Source organism: Pseudonocardia sp. (assembly GCF_025465255.1).
Lineage (GTDB): Bacteria > Actinomycetota > Actinomycetes > Mycobacteriales > Pseudonocardiaceae > Pseudonocardia.
In genome coordinates, this window is record NZ_JAODNI010000121.1 from 60,372 (window position 1) to 75,847 (window position 15,476).

General features: G+C 71.4%; 15 protein-coding genes. 4 read left to right on the forward strand and 11 right to left on the reverse strand.

Translation table 11 applies throughout. The features are described from left to right. Positions 1 to 43: 43 nt before the first annotated feature. From JWP64_RS14575 to JWP64_RS14605, 7 genes are all read right to left on the reverse strand, one after another. A complete protein-coding gene (locus JWP64_RS14575) occupies positions 44 to 256 on the reverse strand; it encodes an MbtH family protein (protein WP_297496654.1) in 213 nt (70 codons plus the stop codon). 42 nt (positions 257 to 298) lie between these two features. Beyond that, positions 299 to 1,711 (reverse strand): lysine N(6)-hydroxylase/L-ornithine N(5)-oxygenase family protein, encoded by a 1,413-nt coding sequence (locus JWP64_RS14580; RefSeq protein WP_297496655.1) that lies wholly within the window; start codon positions 1,709 to 1,711, stop codon positions 299 to 301. Positions 1,712 to 1,942: 231 nt separating this feature from the next. Beyond that, positions 1,943 to 2,584: a TetR/AcrR family transcriptional regulator gene (locus JWP64_RS14585; protein ID WP_297496657.1), complete on the reverse strand. Its 642-nt coding sequence runs from the start codon at positions 2,582 to 2,584 to the stop codon at positions 1,943 to 1,945. Positions 2,585 to 2,608: 24 nt separating this feature from the next. Next, positions 2,609 to 3,757: an acyl-CoA dehydrogenase family protein gene (locus tag JWP64_RS14590; RefSeq protein ID WP_297496659.1), complete on the reverse strand. Its 1,149-nt coding sequence runs from the start codon at positions 3,755 to 3,757 to the stop codon at positions 2,609 to 2,611. 42 nt (positions 3,758 to 3,799) lie between these two features. Continuing rightward, positions 3,800 to 4,552 carry a 3-hydroxyacyl-CoA dehydrogenase gene (locus JWP64_RS14595; RefSeq protein WP_297496661.1) on the reverse strand — a complete coding sequence of 251 codons (753 nt, stop codon included), beginning with the start codon at positions 4,550 to 4,552 and terminating at the stop codon, positions 3,800 to 3,802. A 77-nt stretch (positions 4,553 to 4,629) separates the two neighbouring features. Then, positions 4,630 to 5,778, reverse strand: coding sequence for a thiolase family protein (locus tag JWP64_RS14600; protein ID WP_297496663.1), 1,149 nt, complete (start codon positions 5,776 to 5,778; stop codon positions 4,630 to 4,632). Positions 5,779 to 5,934: 156 nt separating this feature from the next. Continuing rightward, the gene (locus tag JWP64_RS14605; protein WP_297496665.1) at positions 5,935 to 7,050 is read right to left on the reverse strand and encodes an NDMA-dependent alcohol dehydrogenase; all 1,116 of its coding nucleotides are present in this window, start codon (positions 7,048 to 7,050) and stop codon (positions 5,935 to 5,937) included. Between the two features lie 88 nt (positions 7,051 to 7,138). Between JWP64_RS14605 and JWP64_RS14610 the strand changes: the two genes are divergently transcribed. Continuing rightward, positions 7,139 to 8,041 carry an SAM-dependent methyltransferase gene (locus JWP64_RS14610; RefSeq protein ID WP_297496667.1) on the forward strand — a complete coding sequence of 301 codons (903 nt, stop codon included), beginning with the start codon at positions 7,139 to 7,141 and terminating at the stop codon, positions 8,039 to 8,041. Positions 8,042 to 8,083: 42 nt separating this feature from the next. On the opposite strand, the gene JWP64_RS14615 is transcribed toward JWP64_RS14610, so the two are convergent. From JWP64_RS14615 to JWP64_RS14630, 4 genes are all read right to left on the reverse strand, one after another. Continuing rightward, positions 8,084 to 9,214: an ABC transporter substrate-binding protein gene (locus JWP64_RS14615; protein WP_297496669.1), complete on the reverse strand. Its 1,131-nt coding sequence runs from the start codon at positions 9,212 to 9,214 to the stop codon at positions 8,084 to 8,086. Positions 9,215 to 9,287: 73 nt separating this feature from the next. Next, positions 9,288 to 10,055, reverse strand: a complete 768-nt coding sequence (locus tag JWP64_RS14620) for an ABC transporter permease subunit (RefSeq protein ID WP_297496672.1) — start codon at positions 10,053 to 10,055, stop codon at positions 9,288 to 9,290. After that, on the reverse strand, positions 10,052 to 10,837 hold the full coding sequence (locus JWP64_RS14625; protein WP_297496674.1) for an ABC transporter ATP-binding protein: 786 nt from the start codon (positions 10,835 to 10,837) through the stop codon (positions 10,052 to 10,054). The genes JWP64_RS14620 and JWP64_RS14625 overlap by 4 nt, the downstream gene beginning before the upstream one ends. Continuing rightward, positions 10,834 to 11,703 carry an ABC transporter permease subunit gene (locus JWP64_RS14630; RefSeq protein ID WP_297496676.1) on the reverse strand — a complete coding sequence of 290 codons (870 nt, stop codon included), beginning with the start codon at positions 11,701 to 11,703 and terminating at the stop codon, positions 10,834 to 10,836. The genes JWP64_RS14625 and JWP64_RS14630 overlap by 4 nt, the downstream gene beginning before the upstream one ends. Positions 11,704 to 11,934: 231 nt before the next feature. Here JWP64_RS14630 and JWP64_RS14635 point away from each other — a divergent pair, with 231 nt between their 5' ends. Genes JWP64_RS14635 through hydA form a run of 3 tightly spaced genes read left to right on the forward strand, consistent with a single transcriptional unit; the run spans position 11,935 to position 15,469 of the window. After that, positions 11,935 to 12,795, forward strand: a complete 861-nt coding sequence (locus JWP64_RS14635; RefSeq protein ID WP_297496678.1) for a nitrilase-related carbon-nitrogen hydrolase — start codon at positions 11,935 to 11,937, stop codon at positions 12,793 to 12,795. Between the two features lie 47 nt (positions 12,796 to 12,842). Then, positions 12,843 to 14,072: an aspartate aminotransferase family protein gene (locus JWP64_RS14640; protein ID WP_297496843.1), complete on the forward strand. Its 1,230-nt coding sequence runs from the start codon at positions 12,843 to 12,845 to the stop codon at positions 14,070 to 14,072. Next, on the forward strand, positions 14,069 to 15,469 hold the full coding sequence (gene hydA, locus JWP64_RS14645) for a dihydropyrimidinase (RefSeq protein ID WP_297496680.1): 1,401 nt from the start codon (positions 14,069 to 14,071) through the stop codon (positions 15,467 to 15,469). Before JWP64_RS14640 ends, hydA begins: the two co-directional genes overlap by 4 nt. Positions 15,470 to 15,476 lie beyond the last annotated feature (7 nt).

Sequence of the window (15,476 nt, forward strand, 5' to 3'; positions counted from 1 at the left end):
GGCGGGCCCGCGGTTCTCGATCGAAGAGGATGGGCCGAGTGGGCTAGCGGCTCGAACGCTCGACCAGGCTGCGGGGACGGAGGTCCGTCCAGTTCGCCTCGACGTGCTCGAGGCACTCCGCCCGGCTCGCCGGGCCGTGCGCGACGGTCCAGCCCGCCGGCACGTCGACGAACGTGGGCCAGAGCGAGTACTGGCCCTCGTCGTTGACCAGCGCGTGGAACGTGCCGTTCTCGTCGTCGAAGGGGTTCGTGGACACAGGAGTCTCCCGAGATCGTGCGTGCGGGGGTGGGGGCCGGGCTCAGCGGGCGGTGGTGGCCACCGGGTCCGCCGGCGCCTCGCCACGGATCGGCTCGGCGGGCCCGGCGTCCGGCACGAGCGCGCCGGTCAGGGAGTCCACGATCTCGCCCGAGCGGGCGGCGACCGTGGACAGCAGCGTCGAGGTGATGCCGTGCGTGTGCTCGGTGGCGCCCTGGACGTAGATCCCGGCGGAGAGCGGGGCGGCGCCGGCGGCGCGGTGGGTGGCGATCCGGTAGTCCCGCAGCACCTGCAGCCGGCCGGCCTCGTCCCGGGCGCACGCGCCGGCCAGCGCCGGGTCGAGCAGCCAGAGGGGGTCGCTGGAGCGGTAGCCCGTCGCGTACACGACGACGTCCGCCGCCAGCACCTCGCGGGAGCCGTCGATCAGGGACTCGACGGCCAGTTCGACGCGGTCCCCCATGTCGACCACGTCCGCCACCCGGGACACGTTGTGGAACTGCAGGCGCTCCCGGCCCGCGACCCGCTCGTGGTAGTGCCGGCGGTAGAGCTCCTCGATCAGCTCCGGGTCGACCACGGAGTAGTTCGTGTTGCCGTGGTAACCCATGATCCTCTGCTTGACGTCCGCGGGGGCGTCGTAGAAGTCGTCGACGGCGGACGGGTCGAAGATCCGGTTCGCGAACGCGCTGTCGTCCGCCGGGCTGTAGCCGTAGCGGGCGAACACCGCGCAGACCTCGGCGTCCGGGAACGTCCGGTGCAGGTAGTCGACCGTCTCGGCCGCGCTCTGCCCCGCGCCGACCACGGCGAACCGCTTCGGGGTGGTCCCGGCGAGCTCGGGGATGCGGGTCAGCAGGTCCCGGTTGTGCCAGACGCGCCGGCCCAGGACGGCCTCGCGCGGCACGTTCGGGGTCAGGCCGGTCGCGAGCACGACGTTGCGGGCCCGGACCCGGACCGGCGCGCCGTCCGCGCGGCTCGCGACGACGTCGACCAGGCCGACCGGCTCCCCGGCGGCCTCGCGGACCGGTACCACCTCGGTGACCTCCGCGCCGTAGTGCACCCGCTCCGTGAAGCTCCCCGCGGCCCACTCGAGGTAGTCGTGGAACTCCAGGCGCGTGGGGAACACGCTGCCGTAGTTGATGAAGTCGACCAGCCGGTCCCGGGCGTGCAGGTAGGACAGGAAGCTGAACCGGCTCGTGGGGTTGCGCAGCGTGGCCAGGTCCTTGAGGAAGGAGATCTGCATCGTGGCGTCCTCGAGCAGCATGCCGCGGTGCCACCCGAAGCGGTCCTGCCGCTCGACAAAGCAGTACGTGAGCCGCGCGCCCTCCCCGACGGCCCCGTTGTGCTCCTCGATCGCGACGGCCAGCGCGAGGTTCGACGGCCCGAACCCGATGCCCACGACGTCCACGTGTTCGATCCCGGCGACGTCCCCGGTCGTGCGCTCGGTGTGCGGCTCGCTCATCGTCATCCTCTCGGCACCCCGACGGGGTACGGGTCACGGCAGCCTTACTCAGGGCAGGCTAACCAATAGTGAGGATGCACTACGCCACCGGGCGGGTGATCTTCACGCAGCGACGGAAACCCGGTTGCCGCGCGGGACGCGGCCGACCGGCGGAAAGCGGGATCACACCTGGTGACAGGAGCACCACGATGGCAGGATGGCAGGATGCCCGGCCCCCCTCAGGGAACCGGGTCAGCGGGCGGCAGCGGGCCCGTCGAGCAGGGTGCGGGCGAGCTCCTGCCACTGCGCGACCATCGGGTCCGTCGCGGGATCCCGGGGATCGAACGTGTAGGTCATGGCGGTGCCGCGCATGCTCGTGAACAACAGGTCCCGCAGGCGGGTGAACCCGGGTCGCGAGGCGAGCTCGTCGCCGAACATCCGGGTCATCGAGGCGCGGATCGCCGCGCCGAGGGTGCGTTCCTCGGGCCGCAGCGCGTCCGCGATCTCCGGGTTGGCACGGGCCGCGGTCCACAGCTCGATGGCCGCCCAGAAGTGCGGCTCGGTGAAGCTCTCCCACAACGACTCGATCACCCGGTCGGCGCGCTGCCACACGTCGGTGGGTGGGTGGCCGTCGAGCAGCAGGGCGAGCCGGTCCTCGGTGTCCTGCACGCGTTTGACGGCCAGGTGTTGCGCCGCGGCGACGAGCAACAGGTCCCTCGACGGGAAGTGGTGCAGCAGCCGGCCGCGCGAGACCCCGGCCCGGGCCTGGATGGTGAGCGTGGTCGCGCCGGAGTAGCCGCCCTCGACGAGGGCGCTCACGGCGGCGTCCAGGATCCGGGCGCGGCTGTCGGAGGTGCGCTGCGCCCGGGTCCTGGGCTCGGCTCCCGAAGTCATGGATTCCCTGACGTCATGCGGCGATCACAGGCCGAGACTACGGCCGATGACCTCCTTCATGATCTCGGTGGTGCCGCCGTAGATGCGGGTGATGCGGGCGTCGGCGTACGCCTTCGCGATCGGGTACTCGTTCATGTAGCCGTAGCCGCCGTGCAGCTGCAGGCACTTGTCGACGACCCGGCCCTGCAGCTCGGTGCACCAGTACTTCGCCTTGCTGGCGTCGACGGCGGTGAGCTCGCCCGCGTTCAGGGCGCGGATGCAGTCGTCCACGTAGTGCTCGGCGATGTCGATCTCGGTGTCGAGCTCGGCGAGGACGAACCTCGAGTTCTGGAACGAGCCGATCGGCGAGCCGAAGGCCTTGCGCTCTTTGACGTAGTCCAGGGTCCAGCCCAGCGCGGCCCGGGACGCGGCGACCCCGGCGACGGCGATGGAGAGGCGCTCCTGCGGCAGGTTGGTGACGAGCTGGGTGAAGCCCTTCCCCTCCTCGCCGAGCAGGTTCGCGACCGGGACCCGGACGTCGGTGAACGACAGCTCCGCGGTGTCCTGGGCGTGCTGGCCGAGCTTGTCGAGGTTGCGGCCGCGCTCGAAGCCCTCCATCCCGCGCTCGATCACCAGCAGCGAGATGCCCTTGTGCTTCTGCGACGGGTCGGTCTTGACCGCGGTGATCACCAGGTCGGAGTTGATCCCGTTGGTGATGAACGTCTTGGCGCCGTTGACGACGTAGTGGTCGCCCTCGCGCCGGGCCGTCGTCGACATCGAGGCGAGGTCCGAGCCGATGCCCGGCTCGGTCATCGCGATCGCGCTGATCAGCTCGCCGGAGACGATGCCGGGCAGCCAGCGCTGCTTCTGCTCCTCCGTGCAGTACGCGAGGAAGTACGGCATGCAGATGTCGTTGTGCAGGGTCAGGCCCAGCCCGGCCGCCGCCGCCCCCGAGCGCATGAACTCCTCGGTGATCACGGCGTTGAACCGGAAGTCCTTGACCCCACCGCCGCCGTACTCCTCCGGCACGTCGATGCCGAGGAAGCCGGACTTCCCGGCGGTCGCGAACAGCTCGCGCGGGACGATGCTGTCCTTCGCCCACCGATCGTCGTGCGGCACGATCTCCTGCTCGACGAACTTCCGGAAGGACTCCCGGAACGCGTCGTGGTCGCTCTCGTACAGGCTGCGCTTCATGGGAGTCCTTCCGGGTCGTCGGGCGGAGGGTGGGTGCGGCCGCTAGCGGGGCGCCATGCGGATGGCGCCGTCGAGCCGGATGACCTCACCGTTCAGCATCGGGTTGGCCACGATGTGCGCGGCCAACGCGCCGTACTCCGACGGGCTTCCCAGCCGGGCCGGGTGCGGAACCTGGGCGCCGAGCGAGGCCTTGGCCTCCTCCGGCAGGCCGGCCAGCAGCGGGGTGTCGAACAGGCCGGGCGCGATGGTGCAGACCCGGATCATGGCGCCGGCCAGGTCCCGCGCGATCGGCAGCGTCATGCCCACGACGCCGCCCTTCGACGCCGAGTAGGCCGCCTGCCCGATCTGCCCGTCGAACGCCGCGACCGACGCGGTGTTGACGATGACGCCGCGCTCGCCGTCGATCGGGTCCGCCTGAGCGATGCGCTCCGCGGCCAGCCGGATGACGTTGAACGTGCCGACCAGGTTGATCTGAATGATGCGGTTGAAGTCGGCGAGCGGGAACGGGCCCTTCCTGCCGATCGTCTTGATCGCGTTGCCGGTGCCGGCGCAGTTGACCGCGACGCGCAGCGTGCCCAGCTCCGCGGCGACGTCCAGGGCCTCCTTGACGGAGTCCTCGCTGGTCACGTCGCCGGCGACGAACCGGACCCTGTCGCCCAGCTTGTCCACGGCCTCGGAGTTCCTGAGGTCGAGGATGACGACGCTCGCGCCGGCGTCGAGCAGCTTCTCGGTGGTGGCCAGGCCGAGGCCCGAGGCCCCGCCGGTGACCAGCGCGACCGAACCGTTGATGTCCATCGGGGGAACGAACCTCCAGGTGATCGGTACCTGTGCGCGGGAAACCTCGTTAGAACGAGGTTTCACGCGCACAGGGGTCAGAGCAGTTCGAGGATGGTGGCGTTGGCCTGGCCGCCGCCCTCGCACATCGTCTGCAGGCCGTAGCGGATGCCGTTGTCCCGCATGTGGTGGATCAGGGTCGTCATGATCCTGGCACCGGAACCGCCGAGCGGGTGGCCGAGCGCGATCGCTCCCCCGTTGGGGTTGAGCGACTTGGCGTCCGCGCCGATGTCGGAGAGCCACGCGAGCGGCACCGGGGCGAACGCCTCGTTGACCTCGTAGGCGCCGATCTCGTCCACCCGCAGGCCCGACCTGGCCAGCGCCTTCTGGGTGGCGGGGATCGGGGCGGTCAGCATGATCACCGGGTCCGCACCGGCCAGGACCGCGGTGTGCACGCGGACGATCGGGGTCAGGCCCAGCTCGGCGGCCTTCTCCGAGGTGGTCATCAGCAGCGCGGCGGAACCGTCGCTGATCTGCGACGAGTTGCCCGCGGTGATGGTGCCGCCCTCGGGCTTGAACACGGTCTTCAGCTTGCTCAGGCCCTCGACGGTGCCGCCGCGGCGGATGCCCTCGTCCTGGCTGACGACGGTGCCGTCCGGCAGGGTGACGGGCGCGATTTGGCCCTCGAAGCGGCCCTCGTCCTGCGCGACGGCGGCCTTCTCGTGGCTGGCGATCGAGAACTCGTCGAGCTGGGTGCGGGTGAAGCCCCACTGCTCGGCGATCATCTCGGCGCCGACGCCCTGGTTCGGGAACCGGCCGTTGTAACGAGCCATGAAGCGCTCGCCGAACGGGTTCTTGTCGGCGACCGCGGAGCCCATCGGGACCCGGCTCATCGACTCGACGCCACCGGCGACGGCGACGTCGTACTGCCCGGAGATCAGGCCGGCCGCCGCGAAGTGCACGGACTGCTGCGACGACCCGCACTGCCGGTCGACGGTCACGCCGGTGACGGTCTCGGGCCAGCCCGCGGCCAGCGCCGCGTTCCGGGCGATGTCGAAGGTCTGCTCGCCGACCTGGGACACGCAGCCCCAGATCACGTCGTCGATCACGGCCGGGTCCACGCCGCTGCGCTCGGCGAGGGCCTGGAGCACGTGGGCGGACAGGTCCACCGGGTGGATCCCGGACAGACCGCCGTTCCGCTTGCCGACGGGGGTTCGTACCGCTTCAACGATGACTGCGTCTCGCACGCCCTGGCTCCTCTGCCTCTGGCCTGGATCGGTCCGGCCCACTCCGACGGCCTCCGCGCACGCGGCTCCGTCGCCTGCCGGTGACGCTAGCAGCGAAACAGTCAGAGTTGACCGTCCGGAAGTGTGGTCTGCAGAACACCCGTTAAGATCACCAGGTCAGAACACGATCACGCCGCGCAGGTTGCGGCCCGCGTGCATGTCGTCGAAGCCCTTCGCGACCTCGTCGAGGGAGTAGCGGGTGGTGATCAGCTCGTCGAGCTTGAGCGCGCCCCGCCGGTAGAGCTCGAGCTGCGCCGGGATGTCCGCAGTGGGCGCGCCGGCGCCGAACAGCGAGCCCTGCAGCCGCTTCTGGAACAGCACCAGCTCGGTCAGCGGGATGTCGCCCTCGCGGGTCCTGGCCTCCCCGAGCCCGACGACGACGCAGGTCCCCGCCTTGCGGACCGCCTTGAGACCCTGCCCGACGTGCTTCCCGGTCACGACGCCGATGGTGACGATCACGGCGTCCGCGCCCTGCCCGCTCGTCAGGGACCGGGCCAGCTCCGCCGCCTCCGCGATCTCGGAGACGGCGTGCGTCGCCCCGAGGCCCAGCGCCGAGGTCCGCTTGAACTCGACGGGGTCGACGGCGATGACGGCCGACGCCCCGGCGTGCGCAGCGCCCTGCACCGCGTTGATGCCGATGCCGCCGACGCCCATCACGATCACGACCTGCCCGGGCCGGACCTCCGCGGAGTTCACCGCCGCACCCCAGCCCGTCCCCACGCCGCACCCGGTCAGGCATGCGACCTCGAGCGGGATCGACGGGTCGACCTTCACCGCCGACGCCGTCGAGACCGTCGTGTGCTCACAGAACGTGGAGAGGCCGCACATCTGGCCGACCGGTGCGCCGTCCAGGGAGAGCCGGAAGCTCGTCGGGTCCTCCCAGCGGGCGTTCGTGGCCAGCGAGGCCCCCATGTCGCACAGGTTCTGGTGGCCCGTCGCGCACCACCGGCACCGCCCGCACGAGGGCAGGAACGAGAAGACGACGTGGTCGCCCTCGGCGAAGCCCGGCGTGTGCGGCCCGACGGCCTCGACGATCCCGGCGCCCTCGTGCCCGCCGGCGAACGGCAGGATGCCGACCTTCATGTCCCCGGTGGCGTGGTGGTCGTCGGAGTGGCAGAGCCCGGACGCGACCATCCGCACCCGCAGCTCGCCCTGCCGCGGATCGTCCACCTCCAGCTCGACGACCTCGAACCGACCGGGAACCTCACGCAGCACCGCACCTCGAGTCAACACCCGTCGATCTCTACACCCGTTCCGGGCCGGAAGGCCAGATGCCCCTGTCCCGAACCGGGTCCGGCTGCCAGGGTCGAGGTCGTCAGCAATGCTCACGACCTCCGGGAGGCCACGCGTGCACGACCAGTGGGACATCACGAACGGCGTGGGGTTGACGGCCCTCGCGGTCGCCGCCGCCCGGGCCGTCGAGGCCGGCCGGCCGGACGCCCTCGTGCACGACCGGTGGGCCGCCGAGTTCGTGCGCGCCGCCCGGTCGGTGGATCCCTCGGTGGACTTCCCCGCCGGCGCGGACGACGTCGGTGACGACGCGGAGCTCTGGCTCCCGATGACCGACTACATGGCCGTCCGCTCCCGGGTGTTCGACGACGCCCTGCTCGACGGCGTCCGGGCGGCCCGGCAGGTGGTGGTGCTCGCCGCCGGCCTCGATGCGCGGGCGTTGCGGCTGCCGTGGCCGTCCGGGACGACGGTGTTCGAGGTGGACCAGCCACGGGTACTGGCGTTCAAGCAGGAGGTGATCGACTCCCGCGGGGACACCTCCGGGGACCGCCGCACCGTGCCGGTCGACCTGCGGGACGACTGGTCGTCGGCCCTGCTGGACCGCGGGTTCGATCCCGCGGCGCCGACGGCGTGGCTCGCCGAGGGCCTGCTCCCCTACCTGCCCGCCGAGGCGGAGAAAGCGCTGTTCGAGACGATCGACCGGCTCTCCGCACCCGGGAGCACGCTCGCGGTCGAGGCCGTCGGCGAGGATCAGGTCGAGGCGATCGACGGGCACCCTGTCGTCACCCGCTCCGCGGAGAGCCTGGGCATGGACATCGTCGCGCTCTGGAACCGCGAGCCCCGCACGGACTGCACGGCCCGGCTCCGCGAGCTGGGCTGGGAGGTCGCGACCGAGTCCGCGGGCGCCGTGGCGCAGGGGTTGGGCCGCCCGCTGGTCGGCGACGTCGCGGGGATCATGGCGGAGGGACGGATCATCCGGGCAGGTAAGGGGTGAGCCCGGCGGCGGGGCGATCACCGTCCCCGCCGCCGAGCGCGGCTAGTTGCCTCCGGGGTTCAGGGTGACCGTCTCGGGCTGGTAGTTCGTCCCCACGACGTCCACGCCCTGGCCCTTGAGGATCTCCACGGCCTTGGTCACGTAGTCGTTGGTGTACGCCTGCGGGTCCGGGTCCTTGGTCAGCACCGTCTGGCCGTCGGCGTTCACGGCGGTCCGGGCGACCTTCACGGTCTGGTCCCAGGCGGCCTGGTCGATGGTGCCGACGCCCGCGGCCGGCGACGGCCAGATCAGCTTGTTGACCTCGTTGACCTGCCAGAGCTGGTGGCTCGCGCCGAGCTTCGAGCCCGCCTTCACGACGATGTCCCGGCAGGACGCCGCGTTGTCCCGGCAGTAGGCCCAGCCCTTGAGGGACGCGGCGACGAACTTCGTCGTCTGGTCCTGGTAGGCCGGGTCGGACAGCTTGTCCGTGCTGGCCCAGATCGCGTCCTGCAGCATCGCGGTGCCGTCGTCGTTCCAGTCGATCATCGAGAAGTCGCCCGGCTGGTAGAGCTGCCCGGTGGCGGGGTTCGTCGCCTCGAGCACCTGCGCGTACTCGTTGTAGGACATGGCCTGCGCGGCGTCGATCTCCCCGGACAGCAGCGCCTGCATGTCGAACTGCTGCTGCACGAGCGTGACGTCGGTGGCCGGCTTGATCCCGGCGTCGGTCATGCCGGCGAAGAGCTCGAACTCGTTGCCGAAGCCCCAGTTGCCGACCTTCTTGCCCTTCAGCTCGGCCGCAGCGGTGATGTTCTCCGTCGCGAACGACACCTGCCTGGTCCCGGAGCGCTGGAAGACCTGGGCCACGTCCGTGATCGCCGCCCCCTGCTCGCGCGACGCCAGCGCCTTGGGCACCCAGGCGATCGCGTAGTCCGCCTGGCCCTGGGCCAGCACGGTCTGCGGGACGATGTCGACGCCGCCCTCCTTGAAGGTGACGTCCAGGCCCTGCTCCCGGTAGAAGCCCTGGTCCGCGGCGGCGATGTAGCCGGCGAACTGGCCCTGGGTGAACCACTGCAGCTGCAGCGTGACCGGTTTCAGGGCACCCGGCGCCGTCGAGGCGCCGGAGCTGCTGTCCCCGGCTGGGGTGGTGGAGCATGCCGCGGCCGTGACGGTGAGCGCCGCGGCCACCGCGGCCACCCGCCAGGACCGTCGGGCCGGGAAGGATCTGGATCCTGCGAATCGGGACACCGGGGACCTCCGGGGGTCGGTTTCAGCGGCTGGTGCGGGTGCGGGTGACCAGGCGCTCGACGAGCAGGCCGGCCAGGAAGAACAGCAGCCCCAGGGCGATCGAGGCGGCGACGAAGGCCCACGCGCGGGCGTAGGCGGTGTTGGCGGCCGCGGAGGAGATCCGGCTGCCAAGCCCGTTCTGCAGGCCGCCGAAGTACTCCGCGACGATCGCGGCGACTACCGCCGCGGGGGCGGCCAGCCGCAGGCCCGTCATCACGTACGGGACGGCGCCGGGCAACCGCACGAACCTGGCCTGCTGCCACGGCGTCGCCGCCAGGGAGGCCATCAGCTCGGCGTGCACCGGCTGCACCTGGCGCAGGCCGCGCAGGGTGGAGACGAACACGGGCACGATCACGACGACGGTGACGACAAGGCGTCGCGGGATCTCGGTCGTCGAGCCGAACATCGTGGTGAACACCGGCGCCAGCGCGACGATCGGGACCGCGCTCGCCGCGAGCACCACGGGGGTGACGAGCTCCTGGACCAGGCGTGACCCCGCGGCCAGGACCGCCAGCACGACCCCGGCGAGGAAACCCGCGACCAGTCCGACCAGGGCGTTCCCACCCGTGATCCCGGCGGTGGCGAGCAGCACGGGGAACTGGGCGCCGATCTGGGTCGCGATCGCGCTCGGCGCCGGCAGCAGGAACGCGGGCACCCCCGCGGCCGTCACGACCACCTGCCACAGCACCAGGACCGCGATCCCGAAGACCACCGGGGCGGCGACCCGGGCCGTCGTCGCGCGGCCGGTCATACCGCGTCGCCCTTGCGCAGCGCCTCGCGGACCGCGGTGATCGCGGAGAAGAAGGCGCCGGACTCGCGGACGTCCTCGACGTCGTCCGGGGCGAGGTCGGTCGCCTCGCCGGGACGCGGCCGCCGGCCGTCGACGATCTCGGTGATCCGCCCCGGCCGCGGGGACATGACGACCACCCGGTCGGACAGCACGACGGCCTCCGGGATCGAGTGCGTCACGAACAGGACCGCCGCCCCGGACTCGCCCGCGATCCGCAGCAGCTCGGCCTGCATCCGCTCGCGCGTCATCTCGTCGAGGGCACCGAACGGCTCGTCCATCAGCAGCAGCCGCGGGCTCGGGGCCAGGGCGCGCGCGATCGCGACGCGCTGCTGCATGCCGCCGGAGAGCTGGCTGGGCCGGGAACCTGCGAAGTCCGCCAGCCCGACGAGCTCCAGCAGCTCCGCGGCCCGCGCCCGGCGTTCGGCCCTTGCCATCCCGTGCACCTGCAGCGGCAGCTCGACGTTCTCCGCGACCGTGCGCCACTCCAGCAGCCCGGACTGCTGGAAGGCGATGCCGTACTCCTGGTCCAGCCGCGCCCGGTGGGCGGACTTCCCGGCGACCTCGACGGTGCCCGCGGTCGGCTGCTCGAGGTCCGCGACCACCCGGAGCAGCGTCGACTTGCCGCAGCCGGACGGGCCGATCAACGAGACGAACTCGCCGTCGCCCAGGGTGAGCTCGATGCCGTCCAGGGCCCGGACCTCGCCGAAGGACTTGTCGACGCCGCTCAGGGAGACGGCTGTCATGAAACAGTCCCGCGGTATCGGCGCAGCCCCAGGTCGAGCAGCCCGACCGCGCCCGCGGCGACCAGCCCGAGCACCGCCGCCCCCAGGATCGCGGCGTACATCTGCGAGGGATCGCCCGTCGCCGACTGTGCGTACTCGATGATCAACCTTCCGATCCCGCCGCGGGTCCCGGTGGAGATCTCCGCGACGATCGCGCCGACGACGGCGGCCGCCGCGGCCAGTCGCACGGCCGGGACCAGGTGCGGGACCGACGCCGGCAGCCGCAGCCGCAGCAGCGTCGTCCACCAGCCCGAGGCCATGCTGTGGAACAGCTCGACGTCCGCCTTCGGCGGGGAGCTCAGGCCCCGCAGCATGCCGACCGAGATCGGGAAGAACGCCAGGTAGGATGCGATGACCATGACGCTGGCCCACGGCTGCCACGCCCAGCCCGCGATCGCGATCTTGCCGCCCCAACCCGCGACGAGCGGTGCGATGGCGATCAGCGGAACCGTCTGGGACGCGATGACGTAGGGCAGCACCGCCCGCTCGGCCAGCGCGAATCGCTGCATGAGCAGGGCCAGCAGCACCCCGCCGATCCCGCCCAGCACCAGGCCGCCGAGCGCGAGCCCGAGGGTGAACAACGCCCCGGACGCGACGGCCACCCCGATCGACCGGGGATCCGCGGCACCCGCGACCTCGGGCGCACCGAGCTTCGCGAGCACCGTCCAGACGTGCGGCATCGCTGCGTCGTCGGTGCGCGGCAGCAGCCGGACCCCGCCGACGGTCACGCCCGCGGCCGGCAGCACCAGCTTGGCGAGCTCCCACGCGGCGACCAGCAGGACGAAGGCGGCGGCGGTCGTGAGGACCGTGCGCGCCCTGCTCCTCATCGCCGTCCCCCCGTCGTGCGCCGGGCGTTCACCCGGACGAGTAGGCGAATACTCCGAGCCGCGGATGACGGTCGGGTTACGAACGGGTTCCCACTGCACCGTCGATCCCACGGTTCGATCACAGGCTGTCGATCACCGAACGGGCCCGGAGGTGACAGCTTCATGTCGGGTCTTGCGCTCCACCCGTTCCGAGCGCGAGGGTTCAGGGCTCCGTGGACGAGGGGAGCCGGCGTGTCCGACAGTGCAGGGCCCGAGAGGACGGTCCGGGCCGCGATCGTGCAGACCAAGTGGACCGGCGACACCGCGTCGATGATCGAGGTGCACGAGTCCTACGCCCGCGCCGCGGCGGAGCAGGGCGCGAAGGTCATGGGCTTCCAGGAGGTCTTCAACGCGCCGTACTTCTGCCAGGTGCAGGAGGCGGAGCACTACCGCTGGGCGGAGCCCGTCCCGGACGGCCCGACGACGGTGCGCATGCAGGCGCTGGCGAAGGAGACCGGGATGGTGCTCGTCGTCCCCGTCTTCGAGATCGAGAGCGCGGGCAACTACTACAACACCGCGGTCGTGATCGACGCCGACGGCACGGTGCTGGGCAAGTACCGCAAGCACCACATCCCGCAGGTCAAGGGCTTCTGGGAGAAGTACTACTTCAAGCCCGGCAACCTCGGCTGGCCGGTCTTCGAGACCGCGGCCGGCAAGGTCGGCGTCTACATCTGCTACGACCGGCACTTTCCCGAGGGCTGGCGCGCGCTGGGCCTGGCCGGGGCCGAGATCGTCTTCAACCCGTCGGCCACCAGCCGCGGACTCTCCGCGCACCTGTGGAAGCTGGAGCAGCCCGCCGCGGCCGTCGCGAACGAGTACTTCGTCGCCGCGATCAACCGGGTGGGCGTCGAGGAGTACGGGGACAACGACTTCTACGGCACCAGCTACTTCGTGGACCCGCGCGGGCAGTTCGTCGGCGAGGTCGCCTCCGGCACGGACGAGGAGCTGGTGGTCCGGGACCTGGACCTGGACCTGATCGACGAGGTGCGTCAGCAGTGGGCCTTCTACCGGGACCGCCGCCCCGACGCGTACGGAAAGCTGGTGGAGTCGTGAGCGAGCTGTACGACCGCACGCGCGCGGTCCTCCCGAAGTGGCTCGCGATGTACTACGACGAGCCGATCGAGATCGACCGCGGCGAGGGCCGGCACGTCTGGGACGCCGACGGGAACCGCTACCTGGACTTCTTCGGCGGCATCCTGACCACGATGACCGAGCATGCGCTGCCGGCCGTCACCAAGGCCGTCGCCGAGCAGGCCGGCAAGATCATCCACACGTCGACGCTGTACCTGAACCGGCCGATGGTGGAGCTGTGCGAGGAGATCGCCGCGGTCTCCGGCATACCGGACGCCAAGGTGTTCCTGACGACGAGCGGCACCGAGGCCAACGACACCGCGCTCCTGCTGGCGGCGTCGCGGAACCGTTCCAACCAGATCCTGGCGCTGCGCAACAGCTACCACGGGCGGTCCTTCTCGACGATCGCGATCACCGGGAACAGCGCGTGGTCGCCGACGTCGCTCTCTCCGTTCCAGACCTACTACGTGCACGGCGGCCAGCAATACCGCTCCCCCTTCGCCGGTCTGTCCGACGGGGAGTTCATCGCCGCCTGCGTCGCGGACCTGAAGGAGACCCTGGACCAGGCCGGCGGGGAGATCGCCGCGCTGATCGCCGAGCCGATCCAGGGCGTCGGCGGGTTCACCTCGGGGCCGGACGGCCTGCTGGGCGCGTTCGCGGAGGTGCTGCGGGAGCGGAACATCCTGTGGATCTCCGACGAGGTCCAGACCGGCTGGGGCCGCACCGGCGAGCACTTCTGGGGCTGGCAGGCCCACGAGGCCACACCGGACATCGTGACGTTCGCGAAGGGCGTCGGTAACGGCCTGTCGATGGGCGGCGTGATCGCCCCCGCCGCGATCATGGACGGCCTCTCCGCCAACTCGATCTCGACGTTCGGTGGCAGCCCGCTCACCGCCGCCGGCGCCCTGGCCAACCTCCGCCACCTGCGCGAACATGACCTGCAGGCCAACGCGGCGAAGGTCGGCCCGATCCTGTTCGACGGCCTGCGCGCGCTGCGCTCCCCGATCGTCGGGGACGTCCGGGGCAAGGGGCTGATGATCGGCGTCGAGCTCGTCGAACCGGGATCCGGCAACCCGGGGACGCCCTCGCCGCAGCTCGCGACGGCCGTCCTTGAGGGCTGCAAGGAGCGCGGACTGCTCGTCGGCAAGGGCGGGCTGAAGGGCAACGTCCTGCGGATCGCGCCGCCGCTCTCGCTCACCGCCACGGAGGCGATCGAGGGCCTCGACATCCTCACCGCCGCTCTGGAAGGGGCGTCATGACTCGCACGGTGATCCGCGGTGGAACGGTGATCACCGCCGCGGACGAGCTCCTCGCGGACGTCCTGATCGACGGCGAGCAGGTCGTCGCGCTGGCCGCACCCGGCTCGTCGCTCGCGGAGTCCTTCAGCGCCGACACCGTCCTGGACGCGACCGGGAAGTACGTCATCCCCGGCGGCGTCGACGCGCACACGCACATGGAGATGCCGTTCGGCGGCACCTACGCCTCGGACACGTTCGAGACCGGCACCCGGGCCGCGGCCTGGGGCGGTACGACGACGATCATCGACTTCCCGATCCAGACCGTCGGACGGTCGCTGCGCGAGGGACTCGACGCCTGGCACGCCAAGGCCGACGGCCACTGCGCGATCGACTACGGCTTCCACATGATCCTCTCCGACGTCACGGAGTCGTCGCTCAAGGAGATGGAGTCCCTGGTCGACGAGGGGATCACCAGCTTCAAGCTCTTCATGGCCTACCCCGGCGTCTTCTACAGCGACGACGGCCGCATCCTGCGGGCGATGCAGAAGGCCGGCGACACCGGCGGCCTGATCATGATCCACGCGGAGAACGGGATCGCGATCGACGTGCTCGTCGAGCAGGCGCTCGCCCGCGGCCAGACCGACCCGCGCTACCACGGCGACGTCCGGCACGCGCTGCTCGAGGCCGAGGCCACGCACCGGGCGATCCAGCTCGCGCGGGTGGCCGGCGCACCGCTCTACGTCGTGCACCTGTCGGCGTCCGAGGCCCTCGCGGAGATCGCGAACGCCCGCGAGCTGGGCGTCAACGCGTTCGCCGAGACCTGCCCGCAGTACCTGTTCCTCTCCACCGACGACCTGGCCCGGCCGGGGTTCGAAGGCGCCAAGTACGTCTGCTCGACGCCATTGCGGCCGGCCGAACACCAGGCGGCGCTGTGGCGGGGGCTCCGTAACGACGACCTCTCCGTGGTCTCCACGGACCACTGCCCGTTCTGCTTCAAGGGGCAGAAGGACCTGGGCCTCGGGGACTTCTCCAAGATCCCCAACGGGATGCCGGGTGTGGAGACCCGGATGGACCTGCTGCACCAGGCCGTCGTCGACGGGCACATCGGCCGGCGTCGGTGGATCGAGCTGGCCTGCGCGACGCCCGCGCGGATGTTCGGCATGTATCCGAAGAAGGGCACGATCGCGCCCGGCTCGGACGCGGACGTCGTGATCTACGACCCGACGGCGCGGCAGACCCTCTCGGCCGAGACGCACCACATGGCCGTCGACTACTCGCCCTACGAAGGCAAGGTGACCACGGGGAAGGCGGAGACGGTGCTCTCCCGCGGCCGGTTGATCGTCTCCGGCGGCGAGTACCTCGGCTCGGCCGGGCACGGTCGCTTCGTGCCGCGCTCCACCTGCCAGTACCTGCGATAGGAGCCGC

What these genes read in the sequence shown, in the direction of transcription:
- JWP64_RS14580 (WP_297496655.1), bottom strand. Translation starts at nt 1,711, where the DNA reads ATGAGCGAGCCGCACACCGAGCGCACGACCGGGGACGTCGCCGGGATC.
- JWP64_RS14585 (WP_297496657.1), bottom strand. Translation starts at nt 2,584, where the DNA reads ATGACTTCGGGAGCCGAGCCCAGGACCCGGGCGCAGCGCACCTCCGAC.
- JWP64_RS14590 (WP_297496659.1), bottom strand. Translation starts at nt 3,757, where the DNA reads ATGAAGCGCAGCCTGTACGAGAGCGACCACGACGCGTTCCGGGAGTCC.
- JWP64_RS14595 (WP_297496661.1), bottom strand. Translation starts at nt 4,552, where the DNA reads ATGGACATCAACGGTTCGGTCGCGCTGGTCACCGGCGGGGCCTCGGGC.
- JWP64_RS14610 (WP_297496667.1), top strand. Translation starts at nt 7,139, where the DNA reads ATGCTCACGACCTCCGGGAGGCCACGCGTGCACGACCAGTGGGACATC.
- JWP64_RS14620 (WP_297496672.1), bottom strand. Translation starts at nt 10,055, where the DNA reads ATGACCGGCCGCGCGACGACGGCCCGGGTCGCCGCCCCGGTGGTCTTC.
- JWP64_RS14625 (WP_297496674.1), bottom strand. Translation starts at nt 10,837, where the DNA reads ATGACAGCCGTCTCCCTGAGCGGCGTCGACAAGTCCTTCGGCGAGGTC.
- JWP64_RS14630 (WP_297496676.1), bottom strand. Translation starts at nt 11,703, where the DNA reads ATGAGGAGCAGGGCGCGCACGGTCCTCACGACCGCCGCCGCCTTCGTC.
- JWP64_RS14640 (WP_297496843.1), top strand. Translation starts at nt 12,843, where the DNA reads ATGTACTACGACGAGCCGATCGAGATCGACCGCGGCGAGGGCCGGCAC.
- hydA (WP_297496680.1), top strand. Translation starts at nt 14,069, where the DNA reads ATGACTCGCACGGTGATCCGCGGTGGAACGGTGATCACCGCCGCGGAC.